General features: G+C 44.8%; 14 protein-coding genes. 10 read left to right on the forward strand and 4 right to left on the reverse strand.

Features of this window, described 5'->3' with window-relative positions; translation table 11 throughout:
* The 5 genes from ACYIA1_RS17300 (at nucleotide 1) to ACYIA1_RS17320 (ending at nucleotide 8292) form a co-directional block, all read left to right on the forward strand.
* On the forward strand, nucleotides 1-1824 hold the full coding sequence (locus tag ACYIA1_RS17300; protein ID WP_480336088.1) for a TonB family protein: 1824 nt from the start codon (nucleotides 1-3) through the stop codon (nucleotides 1822-1824).
* 56 nt (nucleotides 1825-1880) lie between these two features.
* On the forward strand, nucleotides 1881-3743 hold the full coding sequence (locus ACYIA1_RS17305) for a tetratricopeptide repeat protein (protein WP_048927026.1): 1863 nt from the start codon (nucleotides 1881-1883) through the stop codon (nucleotides 3741-3743).
* Between the two features lie 32 nt (nucleotides 3744-3775).
* Entirely contained in the window at nucleotides 3776-4933 is a 1158-nt protein-coding gene (locus tag ACYIA1_RS17310; RefSeq protein ID WP_048927027.1) for a 6-bladed beta-propeller, read from the forward strand.
* A 445-nt stretch (nucleotides 4934-5378) separates the two neighbouring features.
* Nucleotides 5379-7583 carry a patatin-like phospholipase family protein gene (locus tag ACYIA1_RS17315; RefSeq protein ID WP_005863384.1) on the forward strand — a complete coding sequence of 735 codons (2205 nt, stop codon included), beginning with the start codon at nucleotides 5379-5381 and terminating at the stop codon, nucleotides 7581-7583.
* Nucleotides 7584-7620: 37 nt separating this feature from the next.
* Nucleotides 7621-8292 carry a DUF2461 domain-containing protein gene (locus ACYIA1_RS17320; RefSeq protein WP_008773003.1) on the forward strand — a complete coding sequence of 224 codons (672 nt, stop codon included), beginning with the start codon at nucleotides 7621-7623 and terminating at the stop codon, nucleotides 8290-8292.
* A gap of 11 nt (nucleotides 8293-8303) precedes the next feature.
* Here ACYIA1_RS17320 and ACYIA1_RS17325 read toward each other — a convergent pair whose 3' ends face one another.
* Complete coding sequence (locus ACYIA1_RS17325) at nucleotides 8304-9452, reverse strand: BPL-N domain-containing protein (protein ID WP_005863380.1); 1149 nt, start codon at nucleotides 9450-9452, stop codon at nucleotides 8304-8306.
* Between the two features lie 21 nt (nucleotides 9453-9473).
* Nucleotides 9474-10520 carry an LruC domain-containing protein gene (locus ACYIA1_RS17330; RefSeq protein WP_226769948.1) on the reverse strand — a complete coding sequence of 349 codons (1047 nt, stop codon included), beginning with the start codon at nucleotides 10518-10520 and terminating at the stop codon, nucleotides 9474-9476.
* 485 nt (nucleotides 10521-11005) lie between these two features.
* Between ACYIA1_RS17330 and ACYIA1_RS17335 the strand changes: the two genes are divergently transcribed.
* A complete protein-coding gene (locus tag ACYIA1_RS17335; RefSeq protein WP_005859949.1) occupies nucleotides 11006-11416 on the forward strand; it encodes a DUF3836 domain-containing protein in 411 nt (136 codons plus the stop codon).
* A gap of 77 nt (nucleotides 11417-11493) precedes the next feature.
* On the opposite strand, the gene ACYIA1_RS17340 is transcribed toward ACYIA1_RS17335, so the two are convergent.
* On the reverse strand, nucleotides 11494-12855 hold the full coding sequence (locus tag ACYIA1_RS17340; RefSeq protein WP_141806943.1) for a TrpB-like pyridoxal phosphate-dependent enzyme: 1362 nt from the start codon (nucleotides 12853-12855) through the stop codon (nucleotides 11494-11496).
* A 159-nt stretch (nucleotides 12856-13014) separates the two neighbouring features.
* Between ACYIA1_RS17340 and ACYIA1_RS17345 the strand changes: the two genes are divergently transcribed.
* A complete protein-coding gene (locus tag ACYIA1_RS17345; RefSeq protein ID WP_005859945.1) occupies nucleotides 13015-14244 on the forward strand; it encodes a DcaP family trimeric outer membrane transporter in 1230 nt (409 codons plus the stop codon).
* Nucleotides 14245-14266: 22 nt separating this feature from the next.
* The gene (locus ACYIA1_RS17350; protein ID WP_480336326.1) at nucleotides 14267-15487 is read left to right on the forward strand and encodes a DcaP family trimeric outer membrane transporter; all 1221 of its coding nucleotides are present in this window, start codon (nucleotides 14267-14269) and stop codon (nucleotides 15485-15487) included.
* 95 nt (nucleotides 15488-15582) lie between these two features.
* On the opposite strand, the gene ACYIA1_RS17355 is transcribed toward ACYIA1_RS17350, so the two are convergent.
* Nucleotides 15583-16593, reverse strand: coding sequence for an aspartate-semialdehyde dehydrogenase (locus ACYIA1_RS17355; RefSeq protein WP_005859941.1), 1011 nt, complete (start codon nucleotides 16591-16593; stop codon nucleotides 15583-15585).
* A 154-nt stretch (nucleotides 16594-16747) separates the two neighbouring features.
* Between ACYIA1_RS17355 and ACYIA1_RS17360 the strand changes: the two genes are divergently transcribed.
* Together ACYIA1_RS17360 and ACYIA1_RS17365 are read left to right on the forward strand one after the other, a co-directional pair.
* Entirely contained in the window at nucleotides 16748-19120 is a 2373-nt protein-coding gene (locus ACYIA1_RS17360) for a lamin tail domain-containing protein (protein WP_480336094.1), read from the forward strand.
* 33 nt (nucleotides 19121-19153) lie between these two features.
* Entirely contained in the window at nucleotides 19154-19420 is a 267-nt protein-coding gene (locus ACYIA1_RS17365) for a hypothetical protein (protein ID WP_008772999.1), read from the forward strand.
* Nucleotides 19421-19430 lie beyond the last annotated feature (10 nt).

The following is a 19430-nucleotide window of genomic DNA, read 5'->3' on the forward strand; positions in this document are numbered from 1 at the left end:
ATGACACCGGAATTTGCCTACTTATTGAAGGTAAATGTAGCCTTTGTACTCTTTTACGCCTTCTACCGGTTGTTCTTCTATAAGGACACGTTCTTCAAGCTACGTCGTGCGATCTTGCTGGCGTTCTTTGGCTTGGCTCTGTTTTATCCTTTGCTGAACATCCAAGATTGGGTAAGGCAACAAGAGCCTATAGCGGACGTGATTTATATGTATTCCGCTATGTTGCCTGAGGCGACGGCGAAAGCGGATGCCGCGGCGTCCGTGGATTGGTATAGATGGTTGCTGGGATCTTTGGGGTTTATTTATTGGGGGATCGTAGCGTTCTTATGCGGACGTTTTCTCGTGCAATTAAGCAGTATCTTATGGTTGGCTCATACCAGTGAGCGTGTTGTTATTCATGAAACTCCGGTTTATGCGTTGCGGAAGGCCGCCGGGCCATTCTCCTTTTTCCGTATGGTCTTCTTGCATCCGGAGAGTCATTCGGATAAGGAAACGGATGAGATATTGACACATGAATGTACGCACGTATCCCAATGGCACTCGATTGACGTGATCTTGAGCGAGATGATGTGTATGGCTTGCTGGTTCAATCCTTTTGTATGGTTATTGAAGCGTGAGGTTAGGCATAATCTGGAGTATCTGGCGGATAACACGGTGATCCAGTCCGGTTACGATAGTAAGAGCTATCAATACCATTTATTGGGATTGGCTCATCATCAGTCCGTTACTACTTTGTATAATAGTTTCAATGTGCTGCATCTGAAGAACCGGATTATGATGATGAACAAGAAGCGGAGCCCGGGTATCGTACGTACGAAATATCTGATATTTATTCCATTGGTAGGGATCTTGATGCTGTTAAGTAATATCGAGGCGGTAGCGCGTTTGACTGTCCGTCTGGCGAATGAGGCTACGGTCTCGAACGCTATGGTGACGGCTACGGGCATTCTGGTTGATGAGACCGGGCAGCCTTTGATCGGGGCATCAGTTGTGGTGAAGGGCGGTAAAGAGGGGACTATCACGGATAGGAAAGGGGCTTTCTCTTTGGAGGTTCCTGCGAATGCGATTTTGCGATGCAGCTATCAAGGAAGGGAGTCCCAAGAGGTCTTGGCTGCTGATATGACAAATAATACCCATTTGTCCTTATCTTCCAAATCCCGTGAGATGAACGAGCAAGTATTTACCGTGGTAGAGAAGATGCCTAGTTTTCCGGGTGGGGATGCGGAGTTGTTGAAATACATAGCCACGAATATAAAGTATCCGAAAGAGAGTCAGGATAACGGGGAGCAAGGGCGTGTAATCTGCTCGTTTATCGTCGGGCGTGATGGTTCCGTCAATAATCCGGAGGTGCTTCGGGGAGTGACTCCTTTATTGAATGAGGAGGCCGTAAGGGTAATAAACACTATGCCTCGCTGGAATCCGGGAATGCAACGTGGAAAGGCGGTCGCCGTGAAATATACGGTCCCGATTACGTTCCGTTTGAAAAGTCCGGTAGTAGAAACGAAGGAAGAGACTTTGACGGTAGTGGACGTGATGCCGCAATATCCCGGAGGGGATCATGAATTATTAAAGTTTATCGCTCAAAGCATAAAGTATCCGACGGATGCGCAGGAAGCGGGAGTGCAAGGTCGTGTGATCTGTTCGTTTGTGGTAGATAAGAAAGGAAATATCGTGGAACCTAAAATCATACGGGGGATAGATCCCTCCTTGGATGCGGAAGCTTTGCGAGTCATCGGAATGATGCCGCGGTGGACTCCCGGTCGTCAGGACGGAAAGGCGGTCCGTGTCTTATATACGGTGCCTATTACTTTCCGGTTACAGTGAAATAAGAATAGAGGCTATGTTAGTCGCTTAATCAGTAATCTTAAAAATATACAGATATGAATGCGAAGTGTAATTTAGTTACAGTTCTGTTACTTTGTTGCCTTATTTTTCCCGGGAATGCTCAAGAGTTTAATTGGCAAGACTTGGTGAACCGTAAGCAATATGCGGCTGTGATCGCCCGTGCCGATAGCCTTACCCCGGCTGATTCTTCCGATTATGAGGTGATGAATGCTATCGGGCAAGCCTACGAGGGGATGCTTCGTTACCGGCAAGCCTACGACTATTATCGTCTTTGCCTCTCCATAGACACGACTAATCTGGATATTTTAAATACGTTGGCCCGAACGGCTACGAACTTGGGCAAGGCGAAAGACGCTGAGCGGTATTTCCACAAGGTATTAGCGGCCGATAGCCTAAACTTCTATGCTAATTATCAATTGGCCCGGTTGTATTTCCAGTTGGGCGAATATGAGAGGGCGGTTGATACGTATGAGAAACTACAAGCCCGGAATGAGGACAATACGGCCTTATACCGTGCGATCGGCGATTGTTATTCCCGGCTGGAGCAATACCCGTCCGCGACGATCGCCTATTTTCAAGCGTATAACTTGAACCGGGAGAATGCGGGACTGGCGGGTGCTTTGGTAAATACATTATATCGTATGGGTGTCGGTAGTCCGGACTATATATTAGAAGGGGTAGCGATTTGCGATACCGCCTTGATCTACAATCCGGGGAATCGCCAGTTATTACGCAGTAAAGCTTTGGGTTTGTATATGGCAAAACAATTCGCTCAGGCTGATTCCATTTACTCTGGTTTGTTGGCTGATGGTGATTCTACTTACCTTACCTTGAAATATGGGGGAGCCTCGAAGTATTATGCCGGTCTGTATATGCCCTCGGTAGATATCTTGGATATGGCATATGAGCAGGATACGACCTCGGTCGAGGTATGCCTCTTATTGGGTTCCGCCTTGGGTAAGACGTATGACCGGAAGCGGGCTTACGACTTATTTGACCGGGCGGAAAAGGGATTGGAACCCAATCGTTTCTTGGTAAATCAATTATTGGCCTTCCGTGCGGAGACTTACCAAAAGGATGGGAGATACAAGGAAGCGTCCCGTCTCTACTATGAGGCATGGAAGAAGAATCCGGAACGACTGGATTTCCTGGCGGCGATCTCGCATATGTATAGTGAGATTGACGTGTCTAAATTCCAGAGCGAGGAGGATCGCCAGCGAGGGCTTTTTATCTTGGTACTTTATATGAATGAGAGCTTAAAGAAAAAAGCGGACGAGAGGACGATGGTGTTTAGCCGGGCGCTTCTGCAATCCTTCTATGAGGATATGTTCTTCCGTAATGTGGCGGAGGAGACTATGATAGACCCGGATGGAAAAAAGAGCAAGATTTCTGTCGTGGATTTGCGTAACCTGATCAATCAATTGCCGGAGGAATCGGAGAAGGTCATGGAGATTCGTGCCATGAGCGCCAGAAGCTCGGGTAAGATAGAGGAGGCGGCCCGTCTGCTTTATCGGGCGTGGAAGGTGAAGGGTACTCGTGTAGAATTGCTTCGTGAGATCGCGAACCTATATAGCCATCCGGATATCTCTGGATTCAAGAATGCGGAGGAGCTACAGAGAGGTGTATTCGCTCAAGTGACTTACGCGAAGGAACTGTTGAAAAACGAGTCGGATCTGAGTAACTTGACTTTTACCCGGCCTTTCTTGGAGTCATTAAATTCGGATATGTCCAAACGGGGTATCACGGAGCAAACCATGCTGGCTCCAGATAACCGGAAAAGCCAGCTTTCTATAAATGAACTCCAATCTCTGATCCAACAACTGCCGGAGACATCCGATGAGGTAAAAGAGATGATACGGATGATGAACAAAGAGAAAGCGCTAAAGAGCAAGAAATGACATCGAACGAAAGACTTTAAACATCATAAAAAATGAGAAAATTAACTACGAACGCAGTGGCTATGCTACTCGCTTTAGTCGGATGTATGGGATGTGGCAATCGGTCCGCTTCCTCTGTCGATAACCTTATAAGGGTTGATGTCATGGCCGATTATCCGGAAAAGGAACTGATACTTCAAGATCTTATGGACGTGGAATACATCGCGTTGGAAACCACGGATGATTTTATAACTAAAGGTGCCGTGAAAGCGATCGGAAAGGATATCATGCTGGTGACGAATCGGGGCAGTGATGGGGATATTCTTGTTTTCGATAGAAACGGAAAGGGACTAAGGAAGATAAACCGTTTAGGGCAAAGCGGTGAGGAATACACGCAGCTTACAGGGCTTGTCTTGGATGAGGGTAACGATGAGATATTCGTCAAGGATAATCCAGCGAGAAAAATAGGTGTCTATGACTTATTAGGAAACTATAAAAGGAGTTTTAAGTTCACGGATACCAGTTATTATAATTATATATTTAATTATGATCGTGATCATTTGATTTGCTATAAGAGTTATCCATCGGAAAAAGGCAAGCGGGAGTGTCATTTGATTATTTCCAAACAAGATGGCCGTATCACCCATGAGATCCAGATTCCCTCTAAGGGTATTGAGACTCCGGTTGTGACAGAAGGGGAGTTTATTATTACGCCGGAATTTTATCTTACGTTCCCGGATGGGGATAAATGGATACTTGTCAATACATCGTCTGATACTATATTCCATTACTTGCCGGATGGTAATCTGAGTCCTTTTATCGTAAGAAGCCCTTCCATATCCTCCATGGATACTAAAGTATTTCTTTTTCCAACCGTCATCACCGATCGCTACTGTTTCATGAGAACCATGAGAAAAGAGGTTGACTTTACGACGTTTAAAGGTTTCCTTGGTGAAGATCTGGTGTATGATAAACAAGAAAATGCCTTATTCAGCTATATTCTATACAATGATGATTTCATCAATAAGGAAGAAGTCTCTCTAACATCAGAGCCAAGAAACCCCGAAATAGCTATCTGCCAAACTCTAGATGCCCCGGACTTAGTTGAGGCTTACGAGAAAGGCCAGCTAAAAGGAAAGTTGAAGGAGATCGCCGCAAACTTGGATGAAGAGTCGAATCCTGTGGTCATGCTGCTGAAAAAGAAAAAGTAATATATTGCTCCGGCTGCTACCTTGCTGGAAAAAAGTAAGTTGATGGCTATATTATTTTTTGATAAACACGTACATACCTGATTCATAATACGTAAATCGATTTTAGAGAGAAATGCCTATTAATTCTAGGGAGACTGTATCAAATACTATCTATTGCCCACTTATGTTCCGGAAATAAAATGTTCCTCTCCTGTTGAAATAGTTCTCCGATAACCTATACATTCCATAGCGAATAAGTATTTATTCTTAAATCAGCGCCGTGAACTGTATAAACCACGCCGTGGAATGTGCAGACCACGCCTTGGTTTATACAGTTCACGGCATGGTTTATAGAATAGATGAGATAGCGATAAACTTTATATATAGGTAAACATACGTTTTATTCTAGATGAATCCGTTTGCGTTTTCGAGTAAACCAGCTACATTTGCCGGAAAGAATATCTAGATGAGGAAGTTCCTTTTATTGTGGTTGGTTGGGTTGATGTTGGTGCCTTCTGTGATGGCTGAGCGGAAAAAGGTTGGCTTGGTGCTGGGAGGCGGTGGGGCGAAAGGTGTCGCTCATATCGGGGTGTTGAAGGTATTGGAGGAGGCCGGTATCCCGATTGATTATATTGCCGGAACCAGTATGGGAGCTATCGTTGGTGGCTTGTATTCCGTTGGCTATACTGCCGCTGAGATCGATAGCATGGTACGTTGGCAGGATTGGAGCATGTTGCTAAGTGACCGTGTGAAACGTAGTAACCTTACTTTTCCGGAGAAAGAGAATTCCGAGCGATATGTCTTTTCCCTTCCTTTTGGCCGGAGTAAAAAAGAGATAACGATCCAAGGGATGATAAAAGGTCAAAATCTCCAGAACCTTTTCTCTGATTTAACGATCGGTTATCATGATTCCGTGGACTTCAATCAATTGAATATACCTTTCGCTTGTGTGGCGTTGAATGTGGTGGACGGGCAAGAATATGTTTTCCATCATGGAAGTCTTCCGTTGGCTATGCGTGCCAGTATGGCGATTCCTGCCGTGTTTGCGCCGGTACGTTTGGATAGCATGGTGTTGGTAGATGGTGGGATCAAGAATAACTATCCGGCGGATGTCGCACGGGATATGGGGGCGGATATCATTATTGGCGTAGATCTGGGTACTAGCGACTTGAAACAGTTGGAGCGGATAAATACCCCTTGGGATATCGTAGGGCAGATCATCGCCTTGCATGGTTATGAGAAATACGGACCGAATAAGGAACAAACCGATCTGTTGTTCCGCCCGAATACAGACCCTTATAATTCCGCTAGTTTTGGGGAGACGGCCCTGGATACCTTGATTGACCGGGGTGAGCAAGTCGCCCGCAAGCAATGGGATGAGATTCTTGCCTTAAAGAAGAAGATTGGTTTATCCGATAGTTCGGATATGCACCGAAAGAGATTAGTACATTCCTATCCGGTAGCCCCTACCGATACGTTTCATATCCGGCGTGTCTTGTTTGAAGGTATAGATCCTCGTGATGAGAAATGGTTGACGCAAATCAGCGGCTTGAAAGAGAATAGCTTGCTTACCGTGAAGAAATTGCAGGAAGCCATGTCTATCGTGATCGGTACAAATCTTTACTCGAATGTGAGCTATAAATTGGTCGGTGAGAGGCAGGAGGATTTGGTGCTTACGGTACAGGAAAAATCAAATAGTGCGATTAATGTGGGCTTGAATTTTAATAGTGAGGATATCGTCGCCCTGTTGCTGAATGCTACTTTTGACAATCGGGCTCGTTACCATTCGAAGTTCTCCGTAACGGGAAGGATCGGGAAACGTATGTATGGGCGAGTGGACTATGCGATAGAGCGTAATTCCTTGCGTAACATCAATCTGTCTTACATGTTCACGTACCATGATCTCGACGTCTATAACCGGGGGGATAAAATCGTAAATACGACGTATCGCCACCATTTCGTGGAACTTGGATATTCGGACATGAACTGGCTGAATTTCAAGTTGAAGCTAGGAGCCCGTTATGAGTATTTTGATTATAACTCATTCCTTTATACGGCGGAAAACCAAAAGTATCAAGTAAAACCGGAAGGCTTTATCAGTTACTTCGCTCAGGCCCATCTGGAAACCTTGGACCGCCGTTACTTCCCGAGTAAAGGCGTTTCTCTGCAAGCGGATTATTCCATTTATACGGATAACTTCGTGACTTATAAGGGACATACCTTCTTCTCCGCTTTGAAACTCAGTTTCCTTTCAGTATTGCCGCTGACTTCCCATTTGAGTCTGTTGCCGTCTATCGATGGTCGCGTGTTGATCGGGAAAGATCCGGCTTATCCCTTTTTGAATGTGGTGGGAGGCGATATGCCGGAAAGGTACCTTCCCCAGCAGTTACCGTTCGCGGGGATCAATCGGATGGAGATATTCGATAATTCCGTGGCGATCGTCCGTTTGAACTTACGTCAGCGTATCGGGCAGCGGCACTATATCTCATTGATAGCCAACTATGCGATCCATGAGGATAATTTCTTCGACCTGCTCAAGGGAGAAAGTGTATGGGGAGGCAGCATCGGTTATGCCTATAATAGTATGTTCGGTCCGATGAATACGAACTTCGGATTGTCGAACCGGAATAATAACCTGCAATTTTATCTGAATCTGGGTTACAGTTTCTAATATTTCTTACATTTGTAAGGATTAAAAATAGAAAGTTATGAATGAACAGATCATAGAGTTCTTGACAGAGTTGAGGAGCCATAACAATCGGGAATGGTTCCAAGACAATAAAAATCGTTACGATGCGCTACGTAAGGGGTTTATCGATGAGGTACAAGATTTAATAGGTCGTATCTCCTTATTCGATCCCGAGGTAGCCGGGTTGGAGGCGAAAGATTGTTTGTTCCGGATATACCGGGATATCCGTTTCTCTCCGGATAAGACTCCTTATAAATGTCATTTCGCCGCTTACATCTCCCAAGGTGGTCGTGCCAGCGAACGGGGTGGTTATTATATCCATCTGGAGCCGGGAGGTTGCTTGCTTTCCGGTGGTGTATGGTGCCCGCCACCTGCGCTATTAAAGAAACTTCGTCAGGATATATACGATCATATCGAGGAATTTACGGCTATTATCGAGGAACCTACATTTAAGAAAACATTCCCGGTGTTAGAGGGGGAGATGCTGAAACGCATGCCTGCCGGCTATCCAATGGATTCCCCTTATGGTTATATCATGAAGCATAAGGATTTCAGCGTGGTGTCTTATAAGCCGGATAATTTCTTTTACGCTACGGATTGGATGGATAAGGCGGTGGATGACTTTAAATTGTTATTACCATTCAATCGTTTCTTAAACTATACGGTAGATGAATATCTAGGGAGAGTTTAAATCTCCCTAGCCTAAGGAAGTAGGGCTGTTAGTTTCTCCAGCTGCGTCTTTAACTCTTCTTGGGTCGCCTTATCGGTTTCTGTCCGGTAGGCCGCCTGTAAGTTGGGTAAGAAAGGTAAGTAATGGGTATCCGCTATATACCGGGCTGCCCGGATACGGACGGCGGGTGAAGCGTCATAAAGCAATCCTTGTACCCATCGTTTGGCATCCCATGAATGATGTGCTTCCAGCCAATCCAAGGCGGCAACCTTTTGCTCGCTTTCTCCGCTTAAAAGGATTTGAAAGGCTTTTTCTTCCTGCTTTAAATCATCGGTAGCCATTAATGATTCATGATTGAACAGGTCTGGACGTACGGCGGAGGATTGATAAGGGATAAAAGGCTTATTCAAGGTCCAACGTACCATCCGGGGGATCATCCACATCATGCCGGGAGTACCTTCGGGGTGGGCGATGGAACTAAAAACACGCCCTTTCCCGTAGTTATTGGCTACGAAGAATGGCTTACCGTTTGTCATATTAGCCGGGGCGTTTCCTTCCTCATGCACATCGCTTTCCATGATGGCAAGCGTGTTGCTTTGGATCGTATCAGCCGGATTGTTTATAAATACCGGTCCCTCATAGTAAATGACGAAACTCGTATCGCGGTCGGCTAATTCGGGGAATATCTTCTTACCCTCCTCGCATAAGGTGAATTTCGCTAATCCATGCCCTCGGTTGTCATGCTCGATGTCGATCGCTTGCTGTCCATTTAGCTGTATACAGGTGTAATCAGGAGTATTCGAGAATAGATAGGCTCCGGCACAGATCCCGACAGCCCCTTTACCTTTAGCGATGAAGTCCTTGATACGTTGTTGATTTAAGGTCCCTAGGTTTAAGTACTGACTTTTGCCACTTCCTCCCGGGATAATAATAGCGTCGATCGAATCGAGCACATTATTAGCTATATCTGCTGTAGTAATGGTACATACCTCCATTTCCGGGTCCAGCCGGATAGCGGCGACAGTTTCCCAAATACAGGTCTGTGCTCCTCCATGCCCATCGAATACACCCACCTTTATCGGTTGAGTACTAATCTCTTTTTTCGTGCTCTTGTTTTCCGGCACTGAGCACTGAACGCATAAAGCCAGATAGGCAAGAAATAAGATGGCGGTCGTTTTCATTTTACGGAGGATTTTAGGTTGTTATTGTTCTCGGGTATAAATCCACTTATCAACCGTATTCTTACTTTTATACCATTGTACATGTTTGCTATCTCCACTTACCCATTTCAATAGATCCGGATAGGCATCACCAATAAAAGCATGTTCCACAGGGTATTTGAAATCATCCGGTATCATTAAGGCCCATATGCAATTATCATTTGAGTAATAACGGTATCTGACCCCTTTGGGGGTATAGCTATAATTACGTTGGTGGATTTCCGTGCGTAAGACCTCTCCTTCCCGCTTTAATACGGTCGTGAAAAGATCGATGTCATCAATGGTCAAATCTTTTAAGGCACCGGCTGCGAACGAAAAGGTGATCAAACGTTCTTGCTTTCCCCTATATGGAAGGTCATTATCTGTATTAATCATTTCATGAAAAGAGAATAATCCATGTATATCATCCGATAGGGCATAAACCGGAGTCTCGGTTTCCGATTCTGGAGTCGTGGTCCAGCCATTTAACTCGGCTTTTTGGATGTCTTTGGACTTTATGCCGGGGAGATGGATGAAAGCTCCGGCCCGCTTAGTTCCACCTAATGCACGGAAAGTCAGTTTTATATTGGCGAATTGTACATAATCGTCTTTCATGGAAGTTTCCATCTGGACTTTTATCACGGCATCATTAAAATCATAATCTCCATAATTAGGGAAAGAGTCTTCTATTATAAATGTATAGGTGGAAGACACGCTTCGGGTCGGGGTACGGCTAACCGGAGTAGCGGTTGTTTCCTGCGATACGGCTAACGAATCGAAAGCACAGACATTATCATTACCCGGTGTTAAGGTGACAGGAGCGGTAACTTGATATCCGGTAGGGGTCGTCAATTGTATGTAAACTTGATCCGACTCTCCCTTTGGATAGATAATTTTCTTATCGAAAAGCGTTTTCTTTGAGCAAACCCCGGTAGCGAGAAGATTCGCATCTTGATCTTCCGGACTTTTATCAAATACTTCTACCAGATAATTATAGGTGCCATCATAGGGGTCGAAAGATTGTACGGTAAGGTGGGATATTTGTATCATCGACCAATCGAAATTAGAGGAAATTGTTACCTTTGAGAATGGATTAGTACCTTCTCCCGGAATTTTATCGGAAGGATCATATACATCCTTTGTACATCCTGAGAATAGGATAAAAAGAAAGGATGTGATAAATAGTTTCATTATTTGTCGCATGTCAAGAAATCAATTTGCATTCTGCCTTCGCAAAGGTAAGAATATATTTATTAATCAATAGATTTTTAATTTATTAAAAAAGCGGTGTCTAAAGTTTTCTTTTGAAAGTTACATCCGGCTGGTGGTAAATAATAGATATTTAAAAATCGGGGGAACTTACGATTTGGTTTACAATATGTCGGTAAACATAGGGGAATCGAAGGGAATGAAGGTCTTGAATGTGTTAAATATTGTGATATTGCTAACGATTTGTCACTTTGCTTTTGGTGATTGTCGGGAAACTTCCTTACTTCGCGGTACAAAATGATAGTAACCTTATAAATTAAAATAGTATGAAGACATCAGTTTGGGGTAAAAGTATTCTTGCGCTAGTTTTTACTTTCATGTGTAGTTTAGCGATAAGCGCAGCGTCTCCTAAAGATTATCTATATGATACAAAAGAGGAGAATGGTAAGATTATCTCTAAAGTGGTATTCTTACAGGAAAACGGACTGTTGAACAAACAGGTAAGATATGAGTTCCAGTACAACGAGAACGGCAAGGTTTCCGAGAAGAAAGCGTTTCGTTGGGATCGGACAAACGATGAATGGGTTCCATTCTATCAGATCACTTATCAATATGATGATCAAAGTGGAGAGATAAAGACAAATTACGGTATGTGGGATAAGAAAAAGAAAAACTTTAGCTTAAATGTCCAGAACATGATTATCCCGAGTACTAATTACGAAGAAATTTTCTCATAATACATACTTTAAATTAAGACTTTCATAGACAAATAAGGGAAAGGGGCGATTTGGTATCGCCCCTTTTCTTGTTTTTATCAGATGATTTTCTCCAAATCTTTCAAATTGTTAGCTACTTCCTCATCCGTTACCTCATAGTTTGTTAGATCACCGGATAGATATTGGTCGTAAGCGGCCATATCGATCAAGCCGTGGCCCGATAAGTTGAACAAGATCGTACGAGGTTTACCTTCGATTTTGGCTTGCTCTGCCTCATGGATAGCCGCGGCGATAGCGTGGGATGATTCTGGGGCCGGGATAATACCTTCCGCTTGCGCGAATAGAGTAGCGGCCTTGAAGGTATCCAATTGCTTGATATCCACGGCGCTCATCAATTCGTCTTTCATTAACTGGCTGACGATGGAGCCGGCGCCATGATAACGCAAACCTCCCGCATGGATATTCGCTGGAGAGAAATTATGTCCCAACGTGAACATCGGGATTAATGGGGTATAGCCAGCCTCATCTCCGAAGTCATATTGGAATTGCCCTCTTGTAAGTTTCGGGCAAGATGCCGGTTCCGCCGCTATAACCCGGATATCCTTACCTTCCGTTAGTTTATGGCGCAGGAATGGGAATGTGATACCGGAGAAGTTGGAACCACCACCGAAACAACCGATAACGACATCGGGGTACTCGCCAGCCATTTCCATTTGTTTCTCAGCTTCCAGTCCGATAACGGTCTGATGCAGCATAACGTGGTTTAATACGCTACCTAATGTATATTTACAGTTCGGTGTTTGCATGGCCAACTCTACCGCCTCGGAAATAGCGGTACCTAGGCTACCTTGATAATTAGGATGGTCTGTCAATATCTTACGTCCGGCTTTCGTACTCATACTCGGGGAGGCAACAACTTGTGCTCCGAAAGTCTGCATGATCGAACGACGGTAGGGTTTCTGGTGGTAACTAACCTTTACCATATAAACGGCAAGTTCCAAGCCGAAAGCTTTTGCTGCGTAAGAAAGAGCGGCACCCCATTGTCCGGCGCCTGTCTCGGTCGTGATATTAGTCGTACCCTCTTGTTTACAATAATAAGCCTGAGCCAAGGCCGAATTCAACTTATGTGAACCGATCGGGCTTACACTCTCGTTCTTGAAATAGATATGAGCGGGCGTATCCAGCGCTTTTTCTAATCCGGTAGCACGAACCAACGGAGTCGGTCGCCATACCTTATAAAGCTCGCGTACTTCATCGGGGATCTCGATCCATGCGTCTGTCGTGTTCATTTCTTGATGAGAGACGCCTTTCGAGAATAGAGGATATAAATCTTCCTCCTTTAAGGGCTGTTTAGTTTGTGGATTTAAGATCGGCAGCGGTTTATTCTTCATATCCGCTACGATATTATACCATGCCGTAGGTATATCTTTTTCTTCTAGCAAAAACTTTTTAGTACTCATTTTCTTTATCTGGTGTTTACAATATTAATCTAATTTGACCTTTAAGGCTTACAACTTGGAAGCAAAGGAACAAATAATATTTCGTTTCTTCAAATTGAATCCATAAAAATATATACATTCGCGGCTTATAAGGTAAGAAAAATAACAAACTGAATTATAATGAGACGGATTACCCTGTTGCTCGTGGGGATGCTAGCCTTATTTTCTACGACAGCGCAAAGAAAAAACTTCACTTACAAATTCTACGGCTTCGTCCGTGGAGATCTTTTCTACAATTCCCGGGCTAATATGGCTCCGATCGATGGGAACTTTTATCTCTATCCTTTGGATAAGAGTTTTGATGCGGATGGCAAGGATTTGAACGCTACGCCGAATGGCAGTTTCTATACGTTCACTTCCCGCTTGGGCTTGGACGTGACGGGACCCGATATTGGTAAGGCTCGTTCCTCCGCTAAGATAGAGACGGACTTCGGCGGTTTTTCCGGTAGTAATACGATGTTACGTATCCGGCAGGCATACGTAAACTTGGATTGGGGAAAATCGGCGGTATTAGTAGGAATCACGTGGCATCCCTTGTTTGGCGCCGTGATGCCAGATGTCTTGAATCTTTCCACCGGAGCGCCGTTCCAGCCTTTCAACCGTAGCCCTCAGATCCGTTACCAGTATAAGGCGAATAGCCGGGTACAATTGACGGCTTCCGTGTTGTGGCAATTACAATACCTTTCCAGCGGACCGAAAGGCATGAGCGAGGATTATATCAAGAATAGTTGCATTCCGGAGATGTTCGTGGGGGCGGATTTTACCCCTGCGGATGGTTGGTTGATGGGGCTCGGCGCTCATATGATCTCCTTGAAACCCCGTACTTCCACGGAATGGAAGGAGCAAACTTTTAAGGTGAACGAGCGGATGACCGCATTCTCTTACGAGGCACATTTGAAGTATAGCGGAAGAAACTATACCTTTGCGGCGAAAACCTTGATGGCCTCAGCCTTGGATCATACCGCTTTATTGGGCGGTTACGGGGTGAGCTCGGTGGACTCCCGTACGGGCGAGCAGGGATATACGCCTTTTCGCCATTCTACGACATGGGTGAATTTCGCCTACGGAACGAAATGGAGACCGGGAGTTTTCGTCGGATATACGAAGAATTTGGGAACCGGGAAGTCCTTGGTCTCAGCGGATAAGGTCTATGGTATGGGATTGGATATCGATCAATTAATAACCGTCAGCTTAAACGTATCGTATAATTTACCGCATTGGAAGTTCGGTTTCGAGTATTGTCCGGCGACAGCTTATTATGGCACGACCGACTTAGAGAGCGGACGTATCGAGCAAACACATGCGATAACGAATCATCGTATATTAGGTTTGATGATGTATTATTTTTAAAGATAGATTGACCGGAATGGAAATGAAACGCAACTTGCTTCTTTTGATCGGCCTATGTATGGCGGTATGCGTACAGGCGCAAAAGAAAAACTTCTCTTACAAATTTTACGGACAGGTACGTGGAGACTTGTTCTATAATTCCCGTGCGAACGCCGAGATCGTGGATGGTTTGTTCCACCTATATCCGAAGGACGTGGCGTTGGATGCGGATGGCAAGGACTTGAACGCTAGTCCGAACGGTAGTTTTTACCTGCTTTACTCCCGTTTGGGAATCGATGTACAAGGACCGAAGGTTGGTTCGGCCAAGACTTCCTTGAAACTGGAGGCCGATTTCCGGGGTTCGGGTAGCAATTGGGCGGTGCTTCGTATCCGTCATGCCTATGTGAATCTGGATTGGGGCAAGTCCGCTGTCTTGATCGGACAGACGTGGCATCCGCTATTTGGCGAGGTCTTTCCACAGATGTTGAATCTTTCTACCGGCGCTCCGTTCCAACCGTTTAACCGCAGCCCGCAAATTCGTTATCGTTATACGGACAATGGGTGGCAATTGACCGGGTCGGTCCTATGGCAGTTGCAATATCTATCGGCCGGACCGAATGGAAAGAGTGAGGAATATATCAAGAACAGTTGCGTACCGGAAGTCTATCTCGGGGTGGATTATAAGAAACCCGGTTGGCAGGTAGGAGCCGGTATGGAAATCTTGTCGTTAGTGCCGAGAACGCAGAACGAGGTGGATGGCAAGATTTATAAAGTCAGCGAGCGGGTTACTTCCGTATCTGGCGAGGCGCACGTGAAATATCAGGACGCGAATTGGTTGGTGATGGCGGAAACATTGCTGGCTTCTAACTTGACGCAGACTTGTATGTTGGGTGGTTACGGCGTCACCTCTATCGACCCACGTACCGGCGAACAGGAATATTCACCGTATCTTTTCTCTACTTCTTGGTTGAATATCGTGTACGGAAAGAAATGGAAACCGGGTTTGTTCTTAGGCTATTTGAAGAACTTGGGAGCGAATGAGGCACTGGTAGGCAAAACCTATGGCGTAGGTCTGGACGTAGATCAGGTATTTACGACCAACCTGCAACTTTCGTATAATCTTCCGCACTGGAAATTAGGTGTTGAATATAGCCCTTCCATCGCATGGTATGGCAATGTGGATTTGCAAGATGGCGGACGGATTCATGACACACATTCGATAACCAACCATCGGGTATTGGGCGTATTGATTTATACGTTTTGAGAAGGCATGGAGGAATTACGCTAAGCATAAAAAAGCGGGATAAGAGTATTCTCTTGATCCCGCTTCCACGTATATAGAATTTACAAAGTTGTCTGTTATTTGATATTACCCACCTTTAGCAAGTACTCGGCGATTTGTACGGCGTTCAAAGCGGCGCCTTTCTTGATCTGGTCGCTCACGGTCCAGAATGTCAAACCATTCGGGTTGCTGATATCCTTACGGATACGGCCTACGTAAACCGGATCGTGATCCGCTACGAACAACGGCATCGGATAATCCTTGTTTGCCGGTTCATCCTGCAATACCACACCCTCAGCCTCGGCGAAAGCCTTGCGAGCCTCTTCCACGCTGATCGGACGCTCTGTCTCTACCCAAGTAGATTCGCTATGCGCGCGCATAACCGGTACGCGAACACAAGTAGCGCTCACCTCGATATCCGAGTGCATGATCTTACGGGTCTCGTTATACATCTTCATCTCCTCTTTCGTATAGCCATTTTCCGTGAATACGTCTACGTGAGGGATTACGTTATATGCCAATTGATAAGCGAATTTCTCTACTGTAGGCTCCTCGCCCTTTAATAATTGCTCATATTGTTTTACCAACTCAGCCATAGCGGTAGCGCCTGCTCCACTGGCAGCTTGATAAGTAGATACGTGAACACGCTTGATATGAGATAAGTTCTCGATCGCCTTCAACGCTACAACCATCTGGATCGTGGTACAATTCGGGTTAGCGATCACACCACGAGGACGATTCAAGGCATCCTCCGGGTTTACTTCCGGTACGACCAATGGAACATCCTCGTCCATACGGAACGCGCTGGAGTTATCGATCATCACCGTACCATGTTTCGTGATCGTCTTCTCAAATTCCTTGGAAGTACCACCTCCGGCTGAAACAAAAGCAACATCGATTCCCTTAAAGTCGTCGTTATGCTTCAGTTCCTTAACGGTATACTGTTTACCACGGAAGGTATAAACACGTCCGGCACTACGAGATGAGCCAAAAAGTACCAGCTCATCCATCGGGAAGTTTCTCTGGTCGAGTACACGCAGGAACTCCTGTCCTACGGCTCCACTTACACCAACAATTGCTACTTTCATTTTGAGCACTGATTTAATTTGAATAATGTAAAATAGTTATAACTTTGCTGTCTGTAAAGGGCTTTCATATTTTTGCCTTTTGCGCCCTATTATTTACAGTTGTAACTTATTAGGGTGCAAAGATAGAGAAATTTATAACTAAAACGATATAGCTATGAAACAATTATTATTAATTCTTGCGTTTTTACTTCCGCTTTGCGCTTATCCCCAGTTAAAAGAACCGTTTAATGGACCGGAGATTACATCGGATAACCCTTGGACGGGTGATTTAGATTGCTTTGTGATTGAGAACGGATGGCTGGTCTCACGTGCGGATCCTACCCGGAAAAGTGTTTCCATAGAAACTCCTCTCGTTTATTCTGCTACAATGGAATGGGAATTTGAGATTCGGATGGATTTCAAACCAAGCGATCAAAACCATATCCGGCTACATGTTTATTTAGATGATCAGAGGATGCTTGGATTAAAAAACGATTATTATGTCCAAATCGGCAGTAATAAGAAGACGATAACTTTTCGGAAACATACCGCAACGGAGAAGAATCCAAAGATCTTAATAGAGAAAGCGCTCGATGTCTTGTTGGGAGCCGTGGATTTGAAAGTGAAACTTACTTTAGAAAATCATAAGATATGGAACTTATATGTGCTAGAGAAGGGTAGGTTTGTCTTGATAGGGAGTTGTGAGTCTGAAGTTTCTTCTTCATGTAAAGGGGGACAACTACGTTTTGAATGCCGCTATTCTAAAACTCGAGTAAATGATTTTGCGTGTAACTACATCATTATATCCGATAATATCTCGATCGAACCAGAGAAGCCGGATACTCCCGAAGAGCCAGAAGAACCCAATGAGCCCGATGAGCCGTTGGTTCTTCCGCGGCTTCTTGCTATCCAACCGATCACCGAGTCTGTTTTCCAATTACAATATAATCTTCCGGTGAATATCCGTGAGGCGATATTCTCTATATCGGGTATCGGTAATGCCTCTCGTATGACCTATGCGGATGATATGCGGATCTATGTGAATATCAGCTTTGATAAGGAGTTGGAGGTTGGTATGGGTTATGATTTGTTGTGCTCGGGGTTAATGGATCTTGAGGGAAATAAGATTCCGGAGAGTTCTACCGAGATTCGGTTAGAATATGAAGAAGAGCCCGACGTTCCGGAGGAACCGGAAGTGCCGGATACTCCTTCTTTCCCCGCCGGTAGTATCCGTATTAATGAGGTGATGGCTGATCCGAAAGGGCAAAAGGCTTTTCCGGAAACGGAGTATGTGGAACTTTATAATACGACGGATAAGGCTATAGAGTTAAATGGTTGGTCATTCTTATATGGTAGTAAGCCAACGGTATTGACAGCTTTGCTTTTGGAAGCGGATGGATATATCGTGCTTTATCGGTCTGGTAGGGATATACATATTGACGATTCGGGACAAGATATGCCCTTGGATAAATTCCCGGCGTCTTTGGCGAACACGAGGAAGGAGCTTGCGTTATTCGATCCTTCCGGTAAGGAGATCGACCGGATTGCCTATGAGAAAGCGAAAGCCGGTATCGCTTGGGAACGTTCTGAAACCGGTTTTTATTTATCAACGGATGAACGAGGAGGCACGCCGGGTTCCGCAAACTCTTCTCCTGACGATGAACCAGAAGATCCGGATCGTCCGGACACTCCCCATAAACCGGGTATCCCCACGGACATTATAGTCTTACCCAATGAGATCGTTTTTAATGAGTTGTTGCCGAATCCTTATCCGGAAGGGAGTGAGTATATCGAGCTTTATAATCGTTCGGACCGGACATTGTCTTTGGCTGGACTGTCTGTTGCTACCCGCAAATCCGATGGTACATTGAGTTCGCATTATCCTTTATCTTCTATAGTCTCTCCGGTAGAACCACAAGATTATGCGTTGCTGACTAAAAGTATGGGAGGAGTGAGCGATTTTTATCTGATATCTTCGCCGGATGCTTTGCATGAATTAAAACTTCCGGTCTTGGCAAATACCTCCGCTACGCTAGTCCTGTTTCGTACAGAAGATGAGGTTATGATCGATGAGATTCGTTATTCCTCTAAATGGCATGCCCCATCCGTGAAAAATGAGAAGGGGATTGCCTTGGAGCGGATTAATCCTGATAGCGATACGCAGGATGAGATGAATTGGACTTCGGCTTCGGCCACGGCGGGATACGGTACGCCCGGCTATCGGAATTCCCAATATGGAAAGCAAGATGAAGGCGAGGTCACGGGCATAGAGTCTCCCGTTTATTCTGAGGCAACGAAGGAATATACGATCTCCTACCATCTTGATGAATCCGGCTATACCTGTAGGGCCTGGATATTTGATATCTCCGGAAGGCGTATCAGTGAGGTGGTAAATCATGACTTATTAGGGATAGAAGGTGAATTGGCTTGGAACGGCCTTGCGGTGAATGGTTCCAAGGTGAGAACCGGCGTTTATATTTTCTATGCGGAACTTGTTCATCCTCAAGGACAGGTAAAACGATATAAGGAAGTGTTTTTAGTGAAATAAGTTCATTTGTGAAATAATATTAGTATTTTTGCTATGAGTAACTATAACGGTAACATTGAAAAAAGAAAAGCGGCTCAGGATTTAATGAAGAACAGAAGAGAAAATACTTCAAAGTATTTCTTCGATTTGTCAAAATTAACTTTTGCCGCTCTTGTATTGGGAGTAGGAAGCGCATTATTAAACCGCTGGGAGGATACGAGAGATATCATGTTGTGGCCTCCTATATTCTGGTATTCTTTATTTACTGGAACGTTTATCGCTACAGTATTTGCTTTGATTGGGTATAAATTATTAAAATAGAGAAATATGT

The sequence above is a fragment of the Parabacteroides sp. KHUB-02 genome (assembly GCF_056640955.1).